The 22082-nt window shown below is 69.4% G+C and carries 20 protein-coding genes; 4 read left to right on the plus strand and 16 right to left on the minus strand.

The annotated features are described in order from the left end of the window. Positions 1-58 precede the first annotated feature (58 nt). From AACL56_RS26180 to AACL56_RS26190, 3 genes are all read right to left on the minus strand, one after another. Positions 59-1045 carry a YheT family hydrolase gene (locus tag AACL56_RS26180; protein WP_339092949.1) on the minus strand — a complete coding sequence of 329 codons (987 nt, stop codon included), beginning with the start codon at positions 1043-1045 and terminating at the stop codon, positions 59-61. Between the two features lie 65 nt (positions 1046-1110). Further along, positions 1111-1563, minus strand: coding sequence for a YybH family protein (locus AACL56_RS26185; RefSeq protein ID WP_339092711.1), 453 nt, complete (start codon positions 1561-1563; stop codon positions 1111-1113). A 103-nt stretch (positions 1564-1666) separates the two neighbouring features. Then, positions 1667-2443, minus strand: a complete 777-nt coding sequence (locus AACL56_RS26190) for a hypothetical protein (protein WP_339092712.1) — start codon at positions 2441-2443, stop codon at positions 1667-1669. Between the two features lie 70 nt (positions 2444-2513). On the opposite strand from AACL56_RS26190, the gene AACL56_RS26195 reads away from it, so the two are divergent. The 3 genes from AACL56_RS26195 to AACL56_RS26205 all read left to right on the plus strand — a co-directional run bounded on the left by AACL56_RS26195 (position 2514) and on the right by AACL56_RS26205 (position 4695). Beyond that, the gene (locus AACL56_RS26195) at positions 2514-3113 is read left to right on the plus strand and encodes a LemA family protein (protein WP_339092713.1); all 600 of its coding nucleotides are present in this window, start codon (positions 2514-2516) and stop codon (positions 3111-3113) included. Positions 3114-3227: 114 nt separating this feature from the next. After that, entirely contained in the window at positions 3228-4151 is a 924-nt protein-coding gene (locus AACL56_RS26200; protein ID WP_425337078.1) for a TPM domain-containing protein, read from the plus strand. 10 nt (positions 4152-4161) lie between these two features. Continuing rightward, entirely contained in the window at positions 4162-4695 is a 534-nt protein-coding gene (locus AACL56_RS26205; RefSeq protein WP_339092714.1) for a TPM domain-containing protein, read from the plus strand. A 46-nt stretch (positions 4696-4741) separates the two neighbouring features. Here the strand turns inward: AACL56_RS26205 and pdeM are convergent, their stop codons facing one another. Continuing rightward, positions 4742-5419 (minus strand): ligase-associated DNA damage response endonuclease PdeM, encoded by a 678-nt coding sequence (pdeM, locus tag AACL56_RS26210; RefSeq protein ID WP_339092715.1) that lies wholly within the window; start codon positions 5417-5419, stop codon positions 4742-4744. 77 nt (positions 5420-5496) lie between these two features. On the opposite strand from pdeM, the gene trxC reads away from it, so the two are divergent. After that, positions 5497-5946 (plus strand): thioredoxin TrxC, encoded by a 450-nt coding sequence (trxC, locus tag AACL56_RS26215; RefSeq protein WP_339092716.1) that lies wholly within the window; start codon positions 5497-5499, stop codon positions 5944-5946. Between the two features lie 35 nt (positions 5947-5981). Here the strand turns inward: trxC and AACL56_RS26220 are convergent, their stop codons facing one another. The 12 genes from AACL56_RS26220 to atpD form a co-directional block, all read right to left on the minus strand. Next, the gene (locus AACL56_RS26220; RefSeq protein ID WP_339092717.1) at positions 5982-8630 is read right to left on the minus strand and encodes a ligase-associated DNA damage response DEXH box helicase; all 2649 of its coding nucleotides are present in this window, start codon (positions 8628-8630) and stop codon (positions 5982-5984) included. A 718-nt stretch (positions 8631-9348) separates the two neighbouring features. After that, the gene (locus tag AACL56_RS26225) at positions 9349-11004 is read right to left on the minus strand and encodes an ATP-dependent DNA ligase (RefSeq protein ID WP_339092718.1); all 1656 of its coding nucleotides are present in this window, start codon (positions 11002-11004) and stop codon (positions 9349-9351) included. After that, the gene (locus tag AACL56_RS26230) at positions 11001-12131 is read right to left on the minus strand and encodes a ligase-associated DNA damage response exonuclease (RefSeq protein WP_339092719.1); all 1131 of its coding nucleotides are present in this window, start codon (positions 12129-12131) and stop codon (positions 11001-11003) included. The genes AACL56_RS26225 and AACL56_RS26230 overlap by 4 nt, the downstream gene beginning before the upstream one ends. 72 nt (positions 12132-12203) lie before the next feature. Further along, positions 12204-12743, minus strand: a complete 540-nt coding sequence (locus AACL56_RS26235; protein ID WP_339092720.1) for a DUF3617 domain-containing protein — start codon at positions 12741-12743, stop codon at positions 12204-12206. A gap of 76 nt (positions 12744-12819) precedes the next feature. Continuing rightward, positions 12820-13518, minus strand: coding sequence for a phosphatase PAP2 family protein (locus tag AACL56_RS26240; RefSeq protein WP_339092721.1), 699 nt, complete (start codon positions 13516-13518; stop codon positions 12820-12822). 25 nt (positions 13519-13543) lie between these two features. Beyond that, positions 13544-14707 (minus strand): Gfo/Idh/MocA family protein, encoded by a 1164-nt coding sequence (locus AACL56_RS26245; RefSeq protein WP_339092722.1) that lies wholly within the window; start codon positions 14705-14707, stop codon positions 13544-13546. A 182-nt stretch (positions 14708-14889) separates the two neighbouring features. After that, a complete protein-coding gene (locus tag AACL56_RS26250; protein WP_339092723.1) occupies positions 14890-15852 on the minus strand; it encodes a substrate-binding domain-containing protein in 963 nt (320 codons plus the stop codon). A gap of 158 nt (positions 15853-16010) precedes the next feature. Beyond that, entirely contained in the window at positions 16011-17021 is a 1011-nt protein-coding gene (locus AACL56_RS26255) for an ABC transporter permease (protein WP_339092724.1), read from the minus strand. 161 nt (positions 17022-17182) lie between these two features. Then, positions 17183-18790 (minus strand): sugar ABC transporter ATP-binding protein, encoded by a 1608-nt coding sequence (locus AACL56_RS26260; RefSeq protein WP_339092725.1) that lies wholly within the window; start codon positions 18788-18790, stop codon positions 17183-17185. Beyond that, the gene (locus tag AACL56_RS26265; protein WP_339092951.1) at positions 18787-19956 is read right to left on the minus strand and encodes an ROK family protein; all 1170 of its coding nucleotides are present in this window, start codon (positions 19954-19956) and stop codon (positions 18787-18789) included. The genes AACL56_RS26260 and AACL56_RS26265 overlap by 4 nt, the downstream gene beginning before the upstream one ends. A gap of 225 nt (positions 19957-20181) precedes the next feature. Further along, positions 20182-20601: a F0F1 ATP synthase subunit epsilon gene (locus AACL56_RS26270; protein ID WP_339092726.1), complete on the minus strand. Its 420-nt coding sequence runs from the start codon at positions 20599-20601 to the stop codon at positions 20182-20184. Between the two features lie 12 nt (positions 20602-20613). Then, a complete protein-coding gene (atpD, locus tag AACL56_RS26275) occupies positions 20614-22014 on the minus strand; it encodes a F0F1 ATP synthase subunit beta (protein ID WP_339092728.1) in 1401 nt (466 codons plus the stop codon). Positions 22015-22082: the final 68 nt, after the last annotated feature.

Here is a 22082-nt window from a genome sequence, read left to right on the forward strand (position 1 = left end):
CGGGGGCAGGCCGGCCGCTTCGGGCGACCATGCGCGGCGGCCCTCACGAATGCGCCAGCTACGCGAACTCGGCCAACCAGCCGCCGACCCGCTCCGGCATGCCCCGCACATGCCCCGGCGGCAGCCCCGTCGGAAAACCGACGTGACCGCCGTGCGCGGGCTGCCACAGCGTCACGTGCGAGCCCACCTCGCGCTGGGCGGGAAGGCTGCGCGCAGGAATGAACGGGTCATTGAGCGCATTCACCACCAGCGCGGGCACGCGCACCGACGCCAGGTGCGGCTTGGCCGAGCCGCGCGCCCAGTAGTCCTCGGCGTCGCGAAAGCCGTGCAGCGGCGCGGTGAAGACGTTGTCGAACTCGTAGAGGTTGCGGGCCGACACCAGCCGTTCGCGGTCGAACAGGCCCGGGAACTGCGCCAGCTTGGCCAGCGCCTTGGGCTTCATGGTGTTGAGGAACATGCGCGTGTACACGAGCTTGTTGAAGCCGCGGCCGATGGCGTCGCCGCCCGCCGCGAGATCGAGCGGCGCGCAGACCGAGGCCACGGCACTCACCACGGCCGAAGCGGTTTCTCCGGCTTCAGAAGCCCATCGCATGAGCGCATTGCCGCCGAGCGACACGCCCGCGGCCAGCACCGGCCCGCCGCCCTTGGCCGCATGCTGGTCGCGCATGCGCGCGAGGATCCAGCCGATCTCCTCGAAATCGCCCGAGTGGTAGGCGCGCGGCGCCAGATTCAGTTCGCCGCTGCAGCCGCGGAAGTGCGGCACCGCGAAAGCCATGCCGCGCGAGGCGGCGAGGACCGCGAAGGCCTCCGCGTAGTGGCTGCGCGATGAGCCTTCGAGGCCGTGGAACAGCACCAGCAGGGGTGCATGCGCCCCCGCGGACGCCGGCGCGTCGACGAAGTCGACATCGATGAAGTCGCCGTCGGGCGTGGGCCAGCGCTCGCGCCGGTAGATGGGCGCCAGCCCGTCGAAGCGACGCGCATACAGCGCGGCCCAGATGGTCTGCAGGTTGCCGCCGGGCAGCCAGCGCGGCGCGGCGTAGTCCAGCAGCGGCTGGAAGGAGGAAGAGGCAGCCGAAGGTGAAGGAGACGGGGAAGAAGCGAAGGACGGCATCAATGAAGGGTCTGGGGCGGATCGTTGGCGTCGTCCGGCTCACGCGCGCTGCCCGGGCTCGCATGGTGGGCAACCAGGCGCCAGCCTTCGGCGGTCTTGTGATAGACGTTGGTGGCCAGCACGAAGGCGTGCTTCGGGCCTTCGGCGGTGAGCACCTCGATGCGCTCGAGCACGTTGTGCACCGCGCTCGCGAGCGACTCGATCTTGCGCACCCGCGCCGGCGTGGCGTGGATGGCGCCGTTGCCGAACATCTGCTCGAAGGCCGCGCGGATGGCCACCGCGCCCACCAGGCGCGGGCCGCCGGGGTGCACGCAGAACACCTCGTCCTCGTCGGCCCAGCAGGCCATCAGCGCATCGATGTCGCCGCGTTGCAGCGCTTCGTAGAAGGCCGCTTCGGCGTCGTCGGCGGTGCCGCCGATGGCCGCGGCGGCGCGGAGTGGGGTCTTGGGCATGGCGTGATTCTGCCGCGCGGACCGTGACGGCGGTACTGCATGGCCCCGATTGGCCCTGAAACAGAAAGCGCCAGCGGGTGGCGCGTGGCCTTGGCCCTCCGGCTCAGGAGTCCACGTGCGGCGCGTGCAGCCACCGGGCCGCCACGCCGGGCATGTCGCCCTGCGCGGCCTGCCACACCAGCTCGGGCGCGGCCACGTGCACGCCCGGCGGCGCGATGCGCAGCGCCAGGTCGACCAGCTCGGCCACCTTCGACGCGCGCACCGGCTGTTCGCTGGTCGGCACCATGAAGCGCACGACCGACAGCATCCACGCGGCGAGCCGTTCCAGCGGATTGGCGAACGTCGCGTTCACCGGCTTGCGCGCCGAGCGCACGAGGATCACGCGCTCGAAGCCGCAGGCCACCACCGCCTGCTCGTCGAGGCTGGCGAGGCCGCGCTTGAGCGCCTCGGGCAGCTTGCCCTGGTCGTGCGGCTGGACGATGGCCAGCGTCTGCACGCCGCAGGCGCGCAGCCAGCGCGCGAGCGCGGGCAGGTCGGCGGGCTCCGGCACCCACAGCGCGCGTTCGCGGTCGTGGTACAGCCGCGGCGGATCGAAGGCGACGATGGCGGTATGCGCCGAAGTGACGGGCCATTCATCGATCGGGCCGGCCGGGCTCAGGCAGGTTTCCACGCCGCGCAGGCCGTCGCGCATCGGCTCGCGCGCCAGCACGCGGGTGTGCGCATGCCGGTGGCTGCCCGCCAGCCGGCGCAGCAGCTCGGCGCCCAGCGCGCCGGTTGCGCCGGCGAACAGCAGTGTCCCGAAGGCATCGGAAGCGGCGGGCGGTGCCGCGCGGCTGGCGGCCTGCAGGGCCTGGAGGGGACTGACTGGATAGGACGCCATGGCGGTCGACAGCGGAGGGGACGGGCGGGTCCTATGCTAACTTCGGCCCCCAACTGCGGAGGTAAAGCAAATGATGATCAAGCGCTGGTTCCTGATTCTTGCGGCCGTCGTGTCGCTCAGCGGCTGCGGCTACAACCAGTTCCAGGCCCTCGACGAAGCCAGCAAATCGGCGTGGAGCGAGGTGCTCAACCAGTACCAGCGCCGCGCCGACCTCGTGCCCAACATCGTCGCCACCGTGAAGGGCGAGGCCGCCTTCGAGCAGGACACGCTTACCAAGGTGATCGAGGCGCGCGCCAAGGCCACCTCGATCCAGGTCACGCCCGAGACGCTCAACAACCCCGAGGCCTTCCAGAAGTTCCAGCAGGCGCAGGGCGAACTCTCCTCGGCGCTGTCGCGGCTGATGGTGGTGTCCGAGCGCTACCCCGACCTGAAGGCCAACCAGTCGTTCCGCGACCTGCGCGTGACGCTCGAGGGCACCGAGAACCGCATCACCGTGGCGCGCAACCGCTACATCGAAAGCGTGCAGGAGTACAACGTGCTCGCGCGCAGTTTCCCGAGCAACCTCACGGCCAAGGTCTTCGGCTACGAGCCCAAGCCGAACTTCTCTGTGCAGAACGAGGCGCAGATCTCCACGCCGCCCACGGTCGACTTCAACGCGCCGAAGAAGTAAGCGGCGCGCACGCCCGTGGCGACCGACCCGACGACGCACGCGCCCGCCTGGCGCTCGAAGCCGCACTGGCACAGGCTCGCGGCATGGCTGCTGCTGGCGCTGGCCTTCGCGGCGATGCTGCCCCTGCCCGCACGGGCCCAGATGCCGACCGAGGCCGCGCGGCCGCGCCCGCTGGCTGTGCCCGCGCCGAGCGCGCGCGTGATCGACCAGACCGGCACGCTCGACAGCGCGCAGCGCGCCGGCCTCGAAGCCAGGCTCGCGGCCTTCGAGCAGCGCAAGGGTTCGCAGATCGTGGTGCTGATGGTGCCGACCACGCAGCCCGAGGACATCGCGAGCTACGCCAACCGCGTGGGCAACGAATGGAAGATCGGCCGCAAGGACGTCGGCGACGGCATGCTGGTGATCGTGGCCAAGGACGACCGCAAGATGCGCATCGAGGTCGCCAAGACGCTCGAGGGCGCGGTGCCCGACCTGGCGGCCGCGCGCATCATCGACGAGGAAATGAAGCCGCGCTTTCGCAACGGCGACTTCGCGGGCGGGCTGAACGCGGCGGTCGACCGGCTCGTGGGCCTGGTCGACGGCGAGCCGCTGCCGCAGCCCGAGCAACGCGCCGGCAGCGGGAGCGACGACCGCAGCATCGACTGGGGCGACTTCGCGATCTTTCTCTTCTTCGGCTTCTTCGCGGTCGCGCCCGTGGTGCGCGCCATTCTGGGCAAGGCCTTCGGCACGATGGTGATGGGCGGCGGCATGGGCGCGGTCTCGTTCTTCATCACGCACAACATGTTCATCTCGGTGATCGCGGGCCTGGTCGCGCTGATCGCCTCGGCCTTCGCCGGTTCGCGGCCGGCATTCGGCGGCGCAGGCGGCTCGGGGACGTCGGTGCGGCGCAGGAGCAGCAGCAGCGGCAGCAGCTGGGGCGGCGCGAGCAGTTCCGGCAGCAGCGACTGGTCGAGCAGCAGCAGTAGCAGCAGCAGCGGCAGTTTCAGCTCCGGGGGCGGCGGCGATTTCGGAGGCGGCGGCGCCTCGGGAGACTGGTGAGCAGGCAGCCATGAAGAACACCCGACCCACCCTCTTCTCGCGGCTGCGCCGCATCTGGCGCCACCGATGGATCGACGATGCCGCCGCGACGCACCGCGTGCTGCCGCCCGATGTGCTCGACCGCCTCACCGCCCGCGTCGGTGCGAGCGAGCGCCGCCACAGCGGCGAGATCCGCATCTGCATCGAGGCCGGCCTGCCGATGTCGTACCTGCGGCGCGACGCGCCGGCCCGGCAGCGCGCGGTGACGCTGTTCGGCAAGCTGCGGGTATGGGACACCGCGCACAACAACGGCGTGCTGATCTACCTGCTGCTGGCCGAGCACGCCATCGAGATCGTGGCCGACCGCGGCCTCAACGCGCACGTCGGCGCGGCCGAATGGGCTGCGATGACGCAGCGCATGGGCCTGGCGTTTCGCGAAGGGCGCTTCGAAGACGGGCTGACGCAGGCGCTGGAAGAGATCTCGGCGCTGCTGGTCGAGTACTTCCCGCTGGGCGAAGGCGAACTCGACGTGAACGAACTGCCGGACGAGCCCGTGGTGCTCTGAGCCATTGGATTGCGTCCTCGCCCCGTCGGGGGAAGGCGCAGGACAGTCAGTCGGCGGCGGGCAGCGCCCACACGGCCGAGCCGCCCACGGCATGAAAGCGCCGGCCCGGCGCCGTCTCCATCAGCCAACCGCCGGTGAACTCTCCGAACGCCGGCAGCACGGCCTGCTGCGTGTCGCTCACGAAGCACGGCAAGCGCACGCTGTCGCGACCCGGGCCATGGAGCTTGCAGGCCGGATGCAGGTGCCCCGCGAGCACGAAATGCGTGGCATGCACCTGCGGGTGATGGCAGCAGGCGAACGGGCCCAGCAGGTACGGCTCGTCGACCGTCTCGATGCCGAGCGTGGCCGGCGGGTCGCCCGCGCGGCTGTCGTGGTTGCCGCGCACCAGCGTCATCGCGATGCCCGCATGGCGCTCGCGCCAGGGCTCGACGGTGGCCAGCACGCTGCGCGCCCGTGCCGCATGCAGGAAGTCGCCGAGGAACACGATGCGCCGCGGCCCCAGCCGAGCGATCAGCGCGTCGAGCCGCGCAAGGTTCTCGAGCGTGGTGCCGCCCGGCACCGGCTGGCCGAGCGCACGGTAGGTCGCGGCCTTGCCCAGATGCAGATCGGCCACGAACAGCACGCCTTCGGCGGGCCACCACAGCGCGCGCTCGGGCAGCAGTTGCAGCAGTTCGCCGGCCCAGCGGACCTGGAGCGACGTGGAGGAAGGATCGGTTGGCGTCACGGCGTGGAAGTGTCGCAAAAGACGACCGCAGCCGCGGCCGGCTTGCAATTGGCTCCTGCAGGCCCTATTTTTTGCGGATGACCGAATCGACCTCGCTGCACATCGTCTGCCCGCATTGCCACACCACCAACCGCGTGCGCGAGGCACAGCTGGGCAGCGCGCCCGACTGCGGCAGCTGCCACCGCCCGCTGTTCACCGCCCATTCGACTGTATTGCCCGACGAAGCCACCTTCGACCGGCACATCGCGCGCAACGAGGTCCCGGTGCTGGTCGACTTCTGGGCACTGTGGTGCGGCCCCTGTCGCCAGATGGCGCCGGGCTACGAGCAGGCCGCGGCGCAGCTCGAGCCGAAGGTGCGCCTGGCCAAGGTCGACACCGAGGCCGTGCCCGCGCTCGGGGCCCGCTTCAACATCCGCAGCATCCCCACGCTGGCACTGTTCCGCGGCGGGCGCGAGGTGGCGCGGCAGGCCGGTGCGATGGGTGCGGCGGACATCGTGCGCTGGGTCAAGGCGCACGGCGCGGGCTGACCGGCACTTCACTCGCGGGACATCACGCGCGGCGCTCACAGCGGCGGCAGCGGCCTGGACGGCCTCCTGCGTTCGCGCCGCGGCGCGGGCGGCTTGCCGGCGCCTTCCTGTCCGAACGCCAGCGTGCTGCGCACGCGCTCCGCGCCGCCGGCCGTGACCGCGCCACCCGCGGCCTTCTCCAGCTGCTCGACCATGCGCGCGATGCGGTCCGCCACGTTCTCGTTCGACAGCTTCTCGCGGAACAGCTCGACCATCAACGGAAACGAGAACGGCGTCGGCCGCACCAGCGGCTTCAGCACCAGCGCCTGCGTGGCCATGCGCGCGAGGCTGGCTTGCAGGCGGCCGATCTCGAGTTCCTGCGCAAGCAGTTCCTGCTCGGCCTGCAGCAGCAGCCGGTTGGCAGGGTCGTACTTGCGGAACACCTCCCAGAAGAGCGACGAGGAGGCCTGCAGCTGCCTGCTGCTGCGCTTCTCGCCCGGGTAGCCCTGGAAGATCAGGCCCGACACGCGCGCGATCTCGCGAAAGCGCCGCTGCGCGAGTTCGCCGGCATTGAGCGAGGCCAGCACTTCGTGCAGCAGCAGCGTGCGCGCCTCGCCGCCCTCCTGCGTGCCGTCCGGCAGGCGCAGCGCCTGCGGCAGCAAGGCGGGCCAGTCGACGTCCGTCGCGCTCAGCAGCTCGAAGCCGTAGTCGTTCACCGCAATGGAGAAGGTGCGGGCCTCGTGCTGGGCCACGCGCCACGCCAGCAGGCTGGCCAGCCCGAGGTGCACATGCCGTCCGGCGAAGGGATAGAGGAACAGGTGCGAGCCCTCGCGCGTGCGCAGTGTCTCGGCCAGCAGCGTGCGCGGCGTCGGCAGCGCGGACCACTGCTGCTGGATCTCCAGCAGCGGCCGCACGCACTGCAGCTCGGGCGAGTCGTAGCGTCCTTCGTCAGCCAGCGCGAGCTGCTCGACCACCGCATCGGCCAGCGTGTTCGACAGCGGCATGCGCCCGCCGTTCCAGCGCGGCACCGCGGCCCGCTTGCCGCTGGCGCGCCGCACCCAGGCGGTCATGTCGTGGATGCGCACTAGCTCCAGCAGGCGGCCGCCGAACAGGAAGCAGTCGCCGGGCTTCATGCGCGCGACGAAGCCCTCTTCCACGCTGCCGATCTTCGCGCCGCCGACGAACTGCACCGCCATGCTCGCGTCGCTCACGATGGTGCCGATGTTCATGCGATGCCGCCGCGCGAGCCGCGAATCGGGCACGCGCCACACGCCTTCGGCATCGGGCACGGCCCGCCGGTAGTCGGGATAGGCCGCGAGCGAAGGGCCGCCCTGCGCCACGAAGTCGAGGCACCACTGCCAGCTCTCGCGCGACAGGCGTTCGTAGGCCGCGGTGCCGCGCACTTCGTCGTACAGGTCGTCGGGCACGAAGCCGCCGCCGAGCGCCACCGTCACCAGGTGCTGCACCAGCACGTCGAGCGGCTGGTCCGGCGAGTGGCGCGCCTCGATGTGCCCCTGCGCGATCGCGGTGCGCGCAGCCGAGCCTTCGACCATCTCGATGCTGTGCGTGGGCACGAGCGTGATGCGCGAGGGCCGCCCCGGTGCGTGGCCCGAACGGCCCGCGCGCTGCAGCAGCCGCGCCACGCCCTTGGGCGAGCCGATCTGCAGCACGCGTTCCACCGGGAGGAAGTCGACGCCCAGGTCCAGGCTCGACGTGCACACCACCGCCTTGAGCTCGCCGCTCTTCAGGCCTCGCTCGACCCACTCGCGCACCGCGCGGTCGAGCGAGCCATGGTGAAGCGCGATCGTGCCGGCCCACTCGGGGCGCGCCTCGAGCAGCGCCTGGTACCAGATCTCCGACTGCGAACGCGTGTTGGTGAAGACCAGCGTGGTGCTGCTCGCGGCGATCTCGTCGATCACCTGCGACAGCATCGTGAGGCCGAGATGGCCGCCCCACGGGAAGCGTTCGGCACGGCCGGGGAGCAGTGAATCGATGACGAGCGTCTTGGGCACCTGGCCCTGCACGAGCACGCCCTCCCCGTGGCCCAGCAGCGCGTGCATGGCTTCCTGCAGATTGCCCAGCGTCGCCGACATGCCCCAGACGGCCAGGCCCGGATTCCATCGCTTCAGCCGCGCCAGCGCGAGCTGCACCTGCACGCCGCGCTTGTTGCCCAGCAGCTCGTGCCACTCGTCGACGACCGTCATGCGCACATGGCCGAGCACCTCGCGGGCATCGGCGCGCGCGAGCAGCAGCGAGAGGCTTTCGGGCGTGGTGACGAGCACCGTGGGCAGCCGCTGGTTCTGCGCGCTGCGCTCGGTGGAAGATGTGTCGCCGCTGCGCGCGCCCGCGCTCCATGGTTGCACTTCATCGCCGAGGGCTTCGAGCGGCTGCTGCAGCGCGCGCAGCGTATCGGCGGCCAGCGCGCGCATGGGCGTGATCCACAGCACGGTGAGCGGCGGCGGCGCAGGACGCGCTGTTGTCTTGCGGGCCTGCGAGAAGGCCTGCAGCGCGCCGAGCCAGACTGCATAGGTCTTGCCTGCGCCGGTGGTCGCGTGGAGCATGCCCGACCGGCCTTCGGCGATGGCCTTCCACACCTCGCGCTGGAACTTGAACGGCTTCCAGCCGCGCACCTCGAACCATGCATCGAGGGCGGCCTTGACGCTCTTGCTCCTTCCCCCTCTGGAGGAAGGTTGGGATGGGGGCATGCGGCCTTCGACATCGCGCGGACTTCGACGCCGCTTGCCCCCACCCCGCCCTCCCCAGAGGGGAGGAGCAATACGGGATCCTCTGGCTCGCTCACTTGAACACCCCGGATGTCTTGCTCCTTCCCGCTCTGGGAGAAGGCTGGGAAGGGGGCACGCGGCCTTCGACATCGCGCGGACTTCGAGGCCGCTTGCCCCCACCCCGCCCTCCCCCAGAGGGAGGGGCAATACGGGATCCTCTGGCTCGGTCACTTGAACACCCCGGATGCCTTGCTCCTTCCCCCTCTGGGGGAAGGCTGGGATGGGGGCACGCGGCCTTCGGCATCGCGCGGACTTCGACGCCGCTTGCCCCCACCCCGCCCTCCCGCAGAGGGGAGGGAGCAATACGGGATCCTCTGGCTCGGTCACTGAACACCCCCGGATGCCTTGCTCCTTCCCCCTCTGGGGGAAGGCTGGGATGGGGGCACGCGGCCTTCGACATCGCGCGGACTTCGACGCCGCTTGCCCCCACCCCTGCCCTCCCCCAGAGGGGGAGGGAGCAATACGGGATCCTCTGGCTCGCTCACTTGAACACCCCCGGATACCTTGCTCCTTCCCCCTCTGGGGGAAGGCTGGGATGGGGGCACGCGGCCTTCGACATCGCGCGGACTTCGACGCCGCTTGCCCCCACTTCCGCCCTCCCCCAGAGGGGGAGGGAGAAATCCGGGATCCGTGGGGTCGGTCATCCGGGCAGCAGCGCAGCGAGCGTCTGCAAGGTGTCCGCCTCCGACACCGGCTTGTCTTCGCGCCACCGCAGCATGCGCGGAAAGCGCACGGCGATGCCGCTCTTGTGCCGCGTGCTGCGCGCGATGCCTTCGAAGCCCAGTTCGAACACCAGCGTCGGCTTCACGCTCTTCACCGGCCCGAAGCTCTCGATGGTGGTCTTGCGGATGACCGCGTCCACGCGCCCCATCTCCGCGTCGGTGAGGCCCGAGTAGGCCTTGGCGAAGGGCACGAGCTTGCGGTCCTCCTGCCCGGGCGGGCCGTCCCACACCGCGAAGGTGTAGTCGCTGTAGAGGCTCGCGCGCCGGCCGTGGCCGCGCTGCGCGTAGATCAGCACGGCGTCGATGCTCAGCGGCTCGATCTTCCACTTCCACCAGACACCGACGTCCTTGGTGCGGCCCACGCCGTACTGCGCGTCGCGGCGCTTGAGCATCATGCCCTCGACGCCCATGCTGCGCGCGGCTTCGCGCTGCCTGGCGAGATCGGTCCAGTCGGCGCCCTCGAGCATCGGGCTGGGCAGCAGCGACGGATGCTGCAGGCGCACGACGAGTTCATCGAGCAGCACGCGCCGCTGCGACTGAGGCAGCGCGCGCAGGTCGCGCCCCTCCCATTCGAGCAGGTCGTAGGCCAGCAGCACCACGGGAATCTCGCGCAGCAGCTTGGGGCCGAGGGTCTTGCGGCCGATACGCCTTTGCAGCTCGGCGAAAGGCTGAACCCTGTCCTCGCGCCACACGGCGATCTCGCCGTCGATGACGGTGCCGTCGGGCAGGGCCTCGCCGAGCACCGCAAGTTCGGGGAAGCGCTCGGTCACCAGCTCTTCGCCGCGCGACCACACCCAGGCCACGCCGGCGCGCTTCACCAGCTGCGCGCGGATGCCGTCCCACTTCCACTCGACGATCCAGCCGGCCGGAGGCCCGAGCACCGCGTCGAACTGCCCGACCGGAATGTTGAAGGGATGCGCGAGGAAGAACGGGTACGGCTGCCCGCTGGTCTTCTGCACCTGCTCGGAACTCGACTCGGGCGCGATCAGCGCGAGGTAGTCGCCCTGCTGCGGCCGCGCGCCGATGTGCGTGTAGCCCATGAGGCGCTGCGCGACGCGCTTGGCGTCGATGCCGCCGACCGCCGCGAGCGCCTGCGTGACCTGCAGCTTCGACACGCCCACGCGGAACGCCCCGGTGATGAGCTTGAAGTACACGAGCCGTTCTTCGGCAGCCAACTGCCGCCATTGCGCACGCAGGCGGTCCGCAAGCTGCTCGGGCGCGGCCTTCGCGGCTTCGCGCAAGGGCAGCAGGTGCTGCTCGACCCATGCCGCGAGGCCGAGGTCGTGCACCTCGCTCGGCGGAGGCAACAACAGTGCGATGGTCTCGGCCAGGTCGCCCACGGCGTCGTAGCTTTCGTCGAAGAGCCACTCGGGCAGGCCCGCGGATTCCTGCGCGAGCAGGCGCAGCAGCTTGGTGGGCACGAGCTGGCGCGGCTTGCCGCCGGCCAGGAAGTACACGGCCCATGCGGCATCGTCCGCGCCGGCCTCGCGCAGGTAGCGCTGCAGCGCGGCCTGCTTGGCAAGGTTCGATGTGCTCGCGTCGAGCTCGCGGTACAGCGCGGCAAAGGCCTTCATGTCCCTGCCTCTTCGCTCTCCCCTTCCGGGGGAAGGCCGGGTCGGGCGCTGGCTGCCTCTCCATCCGGCGCCGCGGGCGCGGCTCCCTGCCCTCCCGCGGAAGCGGAAGGCGCCTCCTGGTCGTCCTCGTCGCCGTACTCGGTCTTGAAACCCTGTGCGTCGAGCCCGTTCTCGGTCAGCCACCGCACCATCACCTGCACGCTGCCGTGCGTGACGAACACCCGCTCGGCGCCCGTGCCGGCGATGGCCTTCTGGAGGCCGGGCCAGTCCGCGTGATCGGACATGACGAAGCCGCGGTCCACGCCCCTGCGGCGGCGCGTGCCGCGCAGCTGCATCCATCCGCTCGCGAACGCATCGGCGTAGTTGCCGAAGCGCTTCATCCATGGCGTGCCCTGCGCCGAAGGCGGCGCAAGCACGAGTGCGCGCTTCAGCATGGCGGCGTCGACGCCCTCGTCGCTCACGCGGAAGGTGGGCGGCAGGGCCACGCCGGCCGCGCGGTACACCGCATTGAGCGGCTCGACCGCGCCATGCACCACGATCGGCCCGACGCTGGCGTCCACGCCATGCAGGATGCGCTGCGCCTTGCCGAAGGCGTAGCAGAACAGCACCGACGCGCGACCCGCTTCGGCATTGGCGCGCCACCATGCGTCAATCTCGGCGAACAGCGCCAGTTGCGTGGGCCAGCGGTAGATCGGCAGGCCGAAGGTCGACTCGGTGATGAAGGTGTCGCAGGGCACCGGCTCGAAGGGCGTGCAGGTGCCGTCGGGCTCGGTCTTGTAGTCGCCCGAGGCCACCCAGACGCGGCCGCCGTGTTCGAGCCGCACCTGCGCCGAGCCCAGCACATGGCCCGCCGGATGCAGCGACACGCGCACGCCGTGGTGCTCGATGGCCTTGCCGTACGGCAGCGTCTGCAGGTTGATGTCGGCGCCCAGCCGCGTGCGCAGGGTGCCTTCGCTGTCGGTGTGGGCCAGGTAGTGCGCATGGCCGACGCGGGCATGGTCCGAGTGCGCGTGCGTGATGACGGCACGCTCCACCGGCCGCCAGGGGTCGATGTAGAAATCGCCCGGCGGGCAGTACAGCCCCTCGGGCCGGGCGACGACAAGGTCTTCTTCACGCAGTGCGGGCATGGCACGCCATCGTAGGCGCTGCCCGGTTGCCGCGGCGCCGAGCGCGAGCCGCGAGGCGCTGTGGTCCGGCGCCTACTTCCGCGGGCCGGGGCGGTTGCTCATCATCTCGAGCACGTTCATCTTCATGCCGTTGGGCATGACCATGTCGCCCGGCTTCTGGTCGGCCTTGCAGGGGCCGATCCACCTGGCTTCCATGACGCTGGTGCCCTCCGCCCGGCCCATGAGCGGCGGGCTGTAGCTCGACTTGCTCTCCATGCGGTAGGCGGTGCTGAAGTCGCCGCTCATGACGGCGTGCGAGGTGGCGGTGGTGTTGCCGATCTTGCAGACCGAGTCCATCACCAGCTTGCCGCCATCGGCGCGCAGCTCCTGTTTCGAGCACATGTCCTTGCCCATGCCCTGGCCCATGTCGCGCAGTGCCTTGTCGCTGGCCGCGTCGATGCACTGCTGCATGGTGTGCGCGCCGGCCGGTCCCCTGGCGGTGCCGTCGCCGGTCTGGATCTCCCAGAGGCCGGGCTTTCGCGAGGGGAAGTCGAGCGCGAAGGCGGGGCATGCGAAGGCCCCGGCCAGAACACACGGCAGGCAGAGCAGGCTGGCGCGCAGACGGATCTTCATTGCAGGCTCCGCATCGGTGAACGGTGATGCCCGGGTTGTACCGCGCGCACGGGGGCGGCGGAATACCGCAATCGGCCTACGCCGGACGGGCCTGCGCAGCCATCGGCCCCGGTGCGCGCTGCCGCGTGGCGACGCCGAGCGCCACGCCCAGCGCGAAGCCGCCCATCACGTCGATCAGCACATGCTGGCGCACCGCCATCGTCGAATAGACGATGCCCGCGGCCCACGCCACGTTGACGATGCGCAGCCACGCGGGCGCGCCTGCCGCGCGCAACTGCCGCGCCAGCGCCACGCACGCGAACACCGAGAACGAGACGTGCAGCGAGGGAAAGGCATTGCCGGCCGAATCGACCATCTTGAGAAATTGCAGCGACGTGCCCGGCGTGGTCTCGACCGCGAAGTTGGGAATGGCGGTGGGCACGAACCAGAACACCGCGAGCGCCAGCGCCGTCATGGCTGCGCAGCCAAGCGAGAAGCTCCACAGTTCGCGCCTGTCCTTGGCCAGCAGCACCGGCAGCGCGATGTAGCCCCACAGCGAGAGGTACACCGGCAGCAGCGCCGGCTGGAACGCGATGAGATGGTCGACCGCCGTGAGCGGCAGCACCCGGGCCTGCCCGGCGTTCTTCATGATCCAGAAGTAGAGCGGGAAGAAGCCGAGCGTGGCGACCGTGTTGCCCACCAGCTTCAGCGGCAGCAGCGTGATGCAGCGGCGCCAGAGGGCCGCTGGCCATGCAGGCGCGCGGGAAGGCCGTCGGTCGGGTGCAGAGGGTGTCATGGAAGCCTGGGCAGCGCGCCGCGCGCTACCAGGGCGTCCACTTTAATTCGCTTTTCGCCGAAGCCACCGTGCGTTCGATGAACCGCACGCCGCGCGCGCCGTCTGTCACTCGGGGGTAGTCGGCATCCAGCGGGTCGGCGGTGCGGCCCGCGAGCCGCGCGCGGATGTCCGCCGCCACGCCCGCGTACACATTCGCGAAGGCCTCGATGAAGCCTTCGGGATGCCCCGCCGGCAAGCGGCTCGCACGCTGCGCCGACTCGCACAGCCAGGGCGCGCCGCGCGTCAGCATGCGCTTGGGACCGTCGTGCGGCAGGTGCACCAGCTGGCTCGGCTGCTCCTGGTGCCACTCGAGCGTGCCCAGCGTGCCCGACACGCGCAGGCGCAGGTCGTTCTCCAGGCCGGTGTTGATCTGCGAGGCGATGAGCACGCCGCGCGCGCCGCCGTGGAAGCGAAGGAGCAGGCTGCCGTCGTCGTCGAGCGTGCGGCCCGGCACCAGCGCGCCCAGGTCGGCACACAGGCTTTCGAGCTCGAGGCCGGTGACGGTCGCCACGAGGTTCTCGGCATGCGAGCCGATGTCGCCGATGGCGCCCGCCGCGCCGCTGCGCGCGGGGTCGGTGCGCCAGTCGGCCTGCTTGTTGGTGCCGCCCTCGACGTGGCTGGCAAGCCAGCCCTGGTTGTATTCGACGACGATCTTTCGGACCTCGCCGATCTGGCCCGAGCGCACCATTTCGCGCGCCTGCCGCACCATGGGGTAGCCGGTGTAGTTGTAGGTGACGCCGAACACCGTGCCGCGCCTGGCCACGGTGGCCACCAGCGCGTCGGCCTGCTCGCGCGTGTGCACCAGCGGCTTGTCGCACACCACGTGGAAGCCCGCGTCGGCGAAGGCCTGGGCCACCGGAAAGTGCACATGGTTGGGCGTGACGATCGACACGAAGTCGATGCGCTCATCCACCGGCCGCTTCAGTTCGTCGGCCAGCAGCGCCTGCCAGTCGCCGTGGTTGCGTCCTTCGGCCAGGCCGAGGTCGCGGCCCGAAGCGCGCGCCTTCTCCGGGCTCGACGAGAGCGCGCCCGCGACAAGCTCGATCTGTCCGTCGAGCGCCATGGCCTTGCGGTGCACGGCGCCGATGAAGGCGTCGCGCCCGCCGCCCACCATGGCGTAGCGCAGTTGGCGAAGCGGTGTATCGCTCATCGATCTCCTCGGTGTTCCTGGCTTGGTGACTGTTCCCTCTCCCCTGGGGGAGAGGGCTAGGGTGAGGGCCGCGGCACTCGCACACGCACCGCCTTTGCCATCGCCGCCGACCCTCACCCCAACCCTCACCCCAAGGGGAGAGGGAGCAAGTCAGGGCCGCCGCTCTTCAGAGGGTCAGCGCCTCAGAACGGCGAGTTGGGGTGGTAGAAGTCCTTGGCGTTTTCCTTGGTGATCAGCACCGAGGGAATGATCGTGGTCGCCGGCAGCTTCTCGCCCTTCAGGCGCGCCTCGGCCGTGAGCTTGATCGCGTCGTAGATGAACTTGGGCGAGTAGCTCACATCGGCACCGATGCGCTTGTCCTTGCCGTCCATGATGGTCTTGACCATGCCCTTGGCGCCCGCGCCGCCGAACACGATCTTGATGTCGTCGCGCTTGGCCTGCTCGATGGCCTTGAGCACGCCCACGGCCATGTCGTCGTCGGCCGCCCAGATGGCGTCGATCTGCTTGAAGCGCGTCAGGTAGTCCTGCGTGACCTTGAAGGCGTCGTCGCGGTTCCAGTTGGCGTACTTGGCGTCCAGCAGCTTGATGTCGGGGCTGCCCTTGAGCACGGCGTTGAAGGCGTCCATGCGCTCGTTGTCGAGCGTGGTCGCGATGCCGCGCAGCGCCACCACGTTGCCCTTGCCGTTCAGCTGCTTCACGATGTACTCGGCCGGGATCTTGCCGAAGGCGGTGTTGTCGCCGGCCACGTACGCATCCTGCGCGCTGGTGTCGGTCAGGCCGCGGTCGACAACGGTCACGTAGGCGCCCTTGGCCTTGACCTGCGCCACCGGCTTCGTCAGCGCGGCGGACTCGAACGGGAACACGACCAGCGCGTTGATCTTGGTCACGGTCGACAGGTCCTGCAACTGGTTGGCCTGCTCGGGCGCGTTGGCGGCCGTCTTGATCGTGATCTTCAGGTCCTTGTGTTCCTTCTCGAGGTCCTTCTTCGCCTGGTTGGCCCAGTAGTTGATGCCGCCCATGAAGCTGTGCGTGGCCGCGGGAATCGAAACGCCGAGGTTGACCTTCTCCGCGGCGAGCGCGGGCAGGCTGGCGAACGCAGCGGCGGCAACGGCCGTGAGCGCGATACGACGTGTGAGGCTTGTCATGCTGGATGTCTCCTTGTGGTTGATGGAACGGGAATGGAAAACTGAGTGAACAGCTTGTTCGTGGAACGCCGCGGAACCTGCTTTGCCGGGCCGCTGGCGTTGCCCCCGGCGAGGGGGTTGGCGCAGCGACACGAAGTGCGCGAAGACTGGGGCCGAGCTCATCTTCTTCCGCGCTGCAGGAACGCGACGATGATGATCACGAAGCCCTGCACCGCCGCATTGAGGTACACGCTGATGATGCTGGTGAGGTTCAGGATGTTGCTGATGACCGAGAGCAGGATGGCGCCCACCACGGTGCCGGTGATGCTGCCCGCGCCGCCCTTCAGCGCCGTGCCGCCGACGATCACTGCCGCGATGGCCTCGAGTTCCCACAGCAGACCGGTGGTCGGCGAGGCGGAGCCCAGGCGCGGCACGTACAGCAGCGTGGCAATGCCCACGCACACGCCGAGCAGCACGTAGGTGAGGATCTTCACGCGGTCGACATCGACCGCCGCGTAGCGCGCGACCTGCTCGTTCGAGCCGATGGCCTGCACGTAGCGCCCGTACGCCGTGCGGTTCAGGATGACGCCGCCGATGACCGCGACGATCACGAACACCCACACCGGCACCGGGATGCCTGCGAGGCTCGCGTAGTACACCGGCGCATAGAGGTCCGACAGGTCGTTGTCGAGCGTGAGCGCGCCGCCGTCGGCGAAGTAGGTGAGGTACGCGCGGAAGATGCCCAGCGTGCCCAGCGTCACGATGAAGGGCTCGATGCGGCCCTTGGTGATGAGCAGGCCGTGTGCGAGCCCGAACACCGCGCCGAGCACCACAGCGAGCACCGCGCCCATCACCACCGCCAGCAGCGGCGAGCCTGAGGCCGGGCCGGCCCAGTTGATGAACATGATCACGCTGCCCGCGATGAGCGCGGCCATGGAGCCCACCGACAGGTCGATGCCGCCCGAGATGATGACGAAGCACATGCCCACCGCGATGATGCCGATGAAGGCCGTGCGCGTGAGCACGTTCATCGCGTTGTCGAGCGTTGCGAAGTCGCCGTTCAGCAGCGTGCCGGCGATGCACAGCAGCACCAGCCCGATGACCGGGCCGAAGCCGTGCAGGCGCTCGGTCCAGCGCGGCCTGGTCTCGGCGCGATGCGTTGTTTCGGCGGAATCGGTGGGGGAAGCCATGTCTTTATCGATTCGTTAGGGCATGCAGTTGCGACCTGGCAGCGAGCGCAGCGAAGCTCGTTCGGGGAACACCGGGGAGCCGGCTCGGCCGGGCCGCGGACGTTTCCCCCTGCAAGGGGGTGGGCGCAGCGACACGAAGTGCGAGCAGGCTGGAGGTGAACTCATCGTGTTCCGGTGGCATGAGCGATCAGCTCCTCTTCTGTCAGGTGGTCCGCGTCGAGCGTCGCGACGAGCCGGCCGGCGCGCATCACCGCGACGCGGTGGCACAGGCCGATCAGCTCCATCAGCTCCGAGGACACGACGATCACGGCGAGCCCCTCGCGGGCGAGTCGCTGGATCAGGAAATAGATGTCGCGCTTGGCGCCCACGTCGACGCCGCGCGTGGGCTCGTCGAGCACCACGACCCTGGGACGCGGCTGCAGCACCTTGGCGAGTGCGAGCTTCTGCTGGTTGCCGCCCGACAGCGACGAGGCCTTGACGTCGAGCGAGCCGGTGCGGATGCCGTAGTCCTTCACCGCCTCGGCCAGCGCGTCGCGCTCGGCCTCGGGCTTGAGCCAGGGCTGCGCGTAGCGCTCGAGCGCCATCAGCGTGAGGTTCTGGCGCAGGCCGAAGCCGACGTGCAGGCCCTTGCCCTTGCGGTCTTCGCTGAGGTAGGTGAGGCCGTGCTTCGCAGCGTCCCGAGGGTTGCGCCAACCCTTGCCGCCTGCCACGGGCTGGCCGAGCATCTCGACGCTGCCGCTCGCCGGGCGCAGGCCCAGCAGGCCTTCGAAGAGTTCGGTGCGGCCCGCGCCGACGAGACCCGCGAAGCCGAGGATCTCGCCGGGGCGCACCTCGAAGCTCGCGTCCTGCGCCCAGCCGGGCACGCTGAAGTTGCGAACGCGCATGGCGGGCGCGTCGGCCGCCACCACCGCATCGCGCGGCGGGTACAGGTCGGCCAGCTCGCGGCCCACCATGAGGTTGGCCATCTGCTGGCGCGTGACGTCGGCGGTGGCCGAGCGCGCCACGAAGCGGCCGTCGCGCATGACGACGACGTCGTCTGTCACGCGCTCCACCTCGTCGAGCTTGTGCGAGATGTACACGATGGTCACGCCGTCGGCGCGCAGCTGCGCGATGAGCTTGAACAGGCGCTCGGTCTCGCCCGGCGTGAGCGTGGCGGTCGGCTCGTCCATGACGAGCAGGCGCGCATGGCGGGCGATGGCCTTGGCGATCTCGACGAGCTGCTTCTCCGCGACGATGAGGCGGCGTACCTTGGTGCGCGGGTCGATGTCGAGGCCCACCGCGGCGAGCGCTGCGGCGGCATCGCGCTCCATCGAGGCGTCGTCGAGCAGCCAGCCTTTCGAGGAAGCGCCGCGCCGCCCCAGGCTTCCTTGCTCCCCTTGGGGGACGGACGGCGCGAAGCGACGGCCAAGGGGCCACATCTTCTTTTCGTGGCCCAGGAAGATGTTCTGCGCCACGCTCAGGTCCTCGGCGAGGTTGAACTCCTGGTGGATCAGCACGATGCCCAGCGCCTCGGCGTCACGCGAACTGGCGAACTGCTGCGGCTCGCCGTTGATGCGCAGCGTGCCGCCCGTGAGCGGCTCGTAGCCCGCCAGGATCTTCATCAGCGTGGACTTGCCCGCGCCGTTCTCGCCGAGCAGGCCGTACACGCGGCCGGGCGCGAGCGCGAAGCTCACGCCGTGCAGCACCTGCACCGGACCGAAGGCCTTCACCACGCCGTCGAACTCGACGGCCACGCTGGCCTTGCTGCCTGTTGCGCTGTCGATGCTCATGGCGCCACTCCGCGGACCTTCAGCGTCTCGTGCATCGCGAGCACACCGGCGCCGACCAGGCCGCCCTGCATGCCCAGCGGCGTGTACTGGATCTCGAGGTGCCGCGTGGACAGCGCGAGCGAGCGCTGGTAGACGCTCTGGCGCACGGCCGCGAGAAACAGCGGGCCGATGCGCGTGATGCCGCCGCCGATGAACACGTGCGACGGATTGAAGAAGTTGACGACCGACGCGAGCATCTGCCCGATCAGGCTGCCGGCGCGCTGGATGATGCCGTTGGCCGCAGTGTCACCGCCGCGGCTGGCCTGGCCCACGTCGATGGCGTCGATGCGCCCATGCACGCGCAGGCATTCGGCCAGCGCGGCGCTCTCGCCGGCTTCGGCCGCCTGCACTGCCATGCGCGTGATGGCCGGACCCGCCGCCATCGCCTCGACGCAACCGAGGTTGCCGCAATGGCAGCGCGGGCCCTCCTGGTCGACGCAGATGTGGCCCACGTCCCCGGCCGAGCCTGCCGCACCGCGGTAGACCTCGCCGTGGCAGACGATGCCGCAGCCGATGCCGGTGCCGATCTTGATGACGAGGAAATTGGTCAGCGAGCGCTTGAGACGCCAGAGTTCGCCGAGCGCCATCAGGTTCACGTCGTTGTCGACGAACACTGGCGCGCTGTAGTCCTCGCGCAGGTAGTCGCGGATCGAGAAGCTGTCCCAGGCAGGCATCAGCGGCGGATTGACGAGCTGGCCGATCTCGAAATTCACCGGGCCCGGCACGCCGATGCCGATGCCGAGCACGTCCTTGGCTCCAGCGCCGCAGCGCGCCAGCAGTTCGCGCATGAGGCTGCGCACACGCGCCAGCACCACGGCCGGACCTTCGCGCACGTCGGCGGATTCATCATGCTGCGCGAGCACCGTGAGGTCGGGGCGCAGCACCGCCACGTCCAGGCTGGTGGCGCCTATGTCGATGCCCACGAGCACGCCGAGCCCGGCATGCAGCTGGAGGTTCTCGGCGCGACGACCGCCCGAGGAGCGCTGCAGGCCGGCTTCGGCCAGAAGGCCCTGCTCGACAAGGCCGGCAATCAACCCGTTGGCCTTGCTCTTGGAGAAGCCGAGCTGCTCGGCCATGGCATGGCGCGAACCGCCGGCCGACCAGAAGGTCGTCTCCAGCAGCCGCATCTCATCGGCGGTGATGCCACTCCAACGTGCCACGCGTCTCGTCTCCAGTGTTCTTGTCTTTGCCGCCCCTGGGTTCGGGCGAAGCCGAATACTAGGCGGAGGTCTTCAGCCGGACAAGGCTGAACTTCGACCATATTCAGGTCAAACCAGCATCGGGCTGCACAGCGTCCAGACGCAAAAAAGCCGCCCGAGGGCGGCTTGCTGTCGAGGCAACCGGAGACCCGATTACTTCTTCTGACGGTACTTGCGCAGCGCGGCGATCTGGGCGGCCATCACGGCCAGCTCGGATTGCGCCATCGCGATGTCGATGTCGCTCTTCGCGTTCTTCAGCGCTTCCTCGGCAGCGGCCTTGGCCTTGTTTGCCTTCTCGTCGTCGAGGTCCTTGCCGCGGATGGCGGTGTCGGACAGCACGGTGACGGCGTTCGGCTGCACTTCGAGAATGCCGCCGGCGACGAAGACGAATTCCTCGTTGCCGTCGGCCGTTTCGATGCGCACGGCGCCGGGGCGGATGCGCGTGATCAGCGGGGTGTGGCGCGGATAGATGCCGAGCTCACCGGCTTCACCGGGCAGCGCGACGAACCTGGCTTCGCCCGAGAAGATCGACTCTTCCGCGCTGACCACGTCCACATGAATGGTGCCTGCCATGGTGATTCCTTCTTAAGCGACCTTCTTGGCCTTTTCGAACGCTTCGTCGATCGAACCGACCATGTAGAACGCTTGTTCCGGCAGGTGGTCGGCTTCGCCGTTGACGATCATCTTGAAGCCGCGGATGGTTTCGGCCAGCGGCACGTACTTGCCCGGCGAGCCCGTGAACACTTCAGCGACGTGGAACGGCTGCGACAGGAAACGCTGGATCTTGCGGGCGCGGGCCACGGCCAGCTTGTCGTCCGGAGCCAGTTCGTCCATGCCCAGAATGGCGATGATGTCGCGCAGTTCCTTGTAGCGCTGCAGCGTGCCTTGCACGGCGCGGGCCACGTTGTAGTGCTCTTCGCCGACCACGTTCGGGTCGAGCTGGCGCGAGGTCGAGTCCAGCGGGTCCACGGCGGGGTAGATGCCCAGCGAGGCGATGTCACGCGACAGCACCACGGTGGAGTCCAAGTGGGCGAAGGTCGTTGCGGGCGACGGGTCGGTCAAGTCGTCGGCAGGGACGTACACGGCCTGGATCGAGGTGATCGAGCCGACCTTGGTCGACGTAATGCGCTCTTGCAGACGGCCCATTTCTTCTGCCAGCGTCGGCTGGTAGCCCACGGCCGAAGGCATGCGGCCCAGCAGAGCCGACACTTCGGTACCGGCCAGCGTGTAGCGGTAGATGTTGTCCACGAAGAACAGAACGTCACGGCCTTCGTCGCGGAACGACTCGGCGATGGTCAGGCCGGTCAGCGCCACGCGCAGACGATTGCCCGGGGGTTCGTTCATCTGGCCGTAGACCATGGCCACCTTCGAGTCCTCGAGCTTCTCGAGGTTCACGACGCCGGAGTCGGCCATTTCGTGATAGAAGTCGTTGCCTTCGCGGGTACGTTCACCCACACCGGCGAACACCGACAGACCCGAGTGAGCCTTGGCGATGTTGTTGATGAGTTCCATCATGTTCACGGTCTTGCCCACGCCGGCGCCACCGAACAGGCCCACTTTGCCGCCCTTGGCGAACGGGCACACCAGGTCGATCACCTTGATGCCGGTTTCCAGCAGGTCTTGCGACGGCGAGAGTTCGTCGTACGCGGGAGCCTTGCGGTGGATCGAAGCGGTGAGTTCCTGACCGACAGGACCGCGTTCGTCGATGGGCGAACCCAGCACGTCCATGATCCGGCCGAGCGTGGCCTTGCCCACGGGCACCGTGATGGGGGCACCGGTGTTCGTCACGACCAGGCCGCGGCGCAGGCCGTCGGACGAGCCCAGAGCAATCGTGCGCACCACGCCGTCGCCGAGCTGTTGCTGGACTTCGAGAGTCAGCGCGCTGCCTTCGAATTTCAAGGCGTCGTACACCTTGGGCATCTGGTCACGCGGGAACTCCACGTCGACCACGGCGCCGATACATTGGACAATTTTTCCTTCAGCCATGGCGTTTCCTTCTGGATGGATCTCAATAAATTTGCGACAGGTTCTTGCAGAAGCGTCCTGGTGCCAAA

Source organism: Variovorax paradoxus (genome assembly GCF_902712855.1).
Classification (GTDB): Bacteria; Pseudomonadota; Gammaproteobacteria; order Burkholderiales; family Burkholderiaceae_C; genus Variovorax; species Variovorax paradoxus_Q.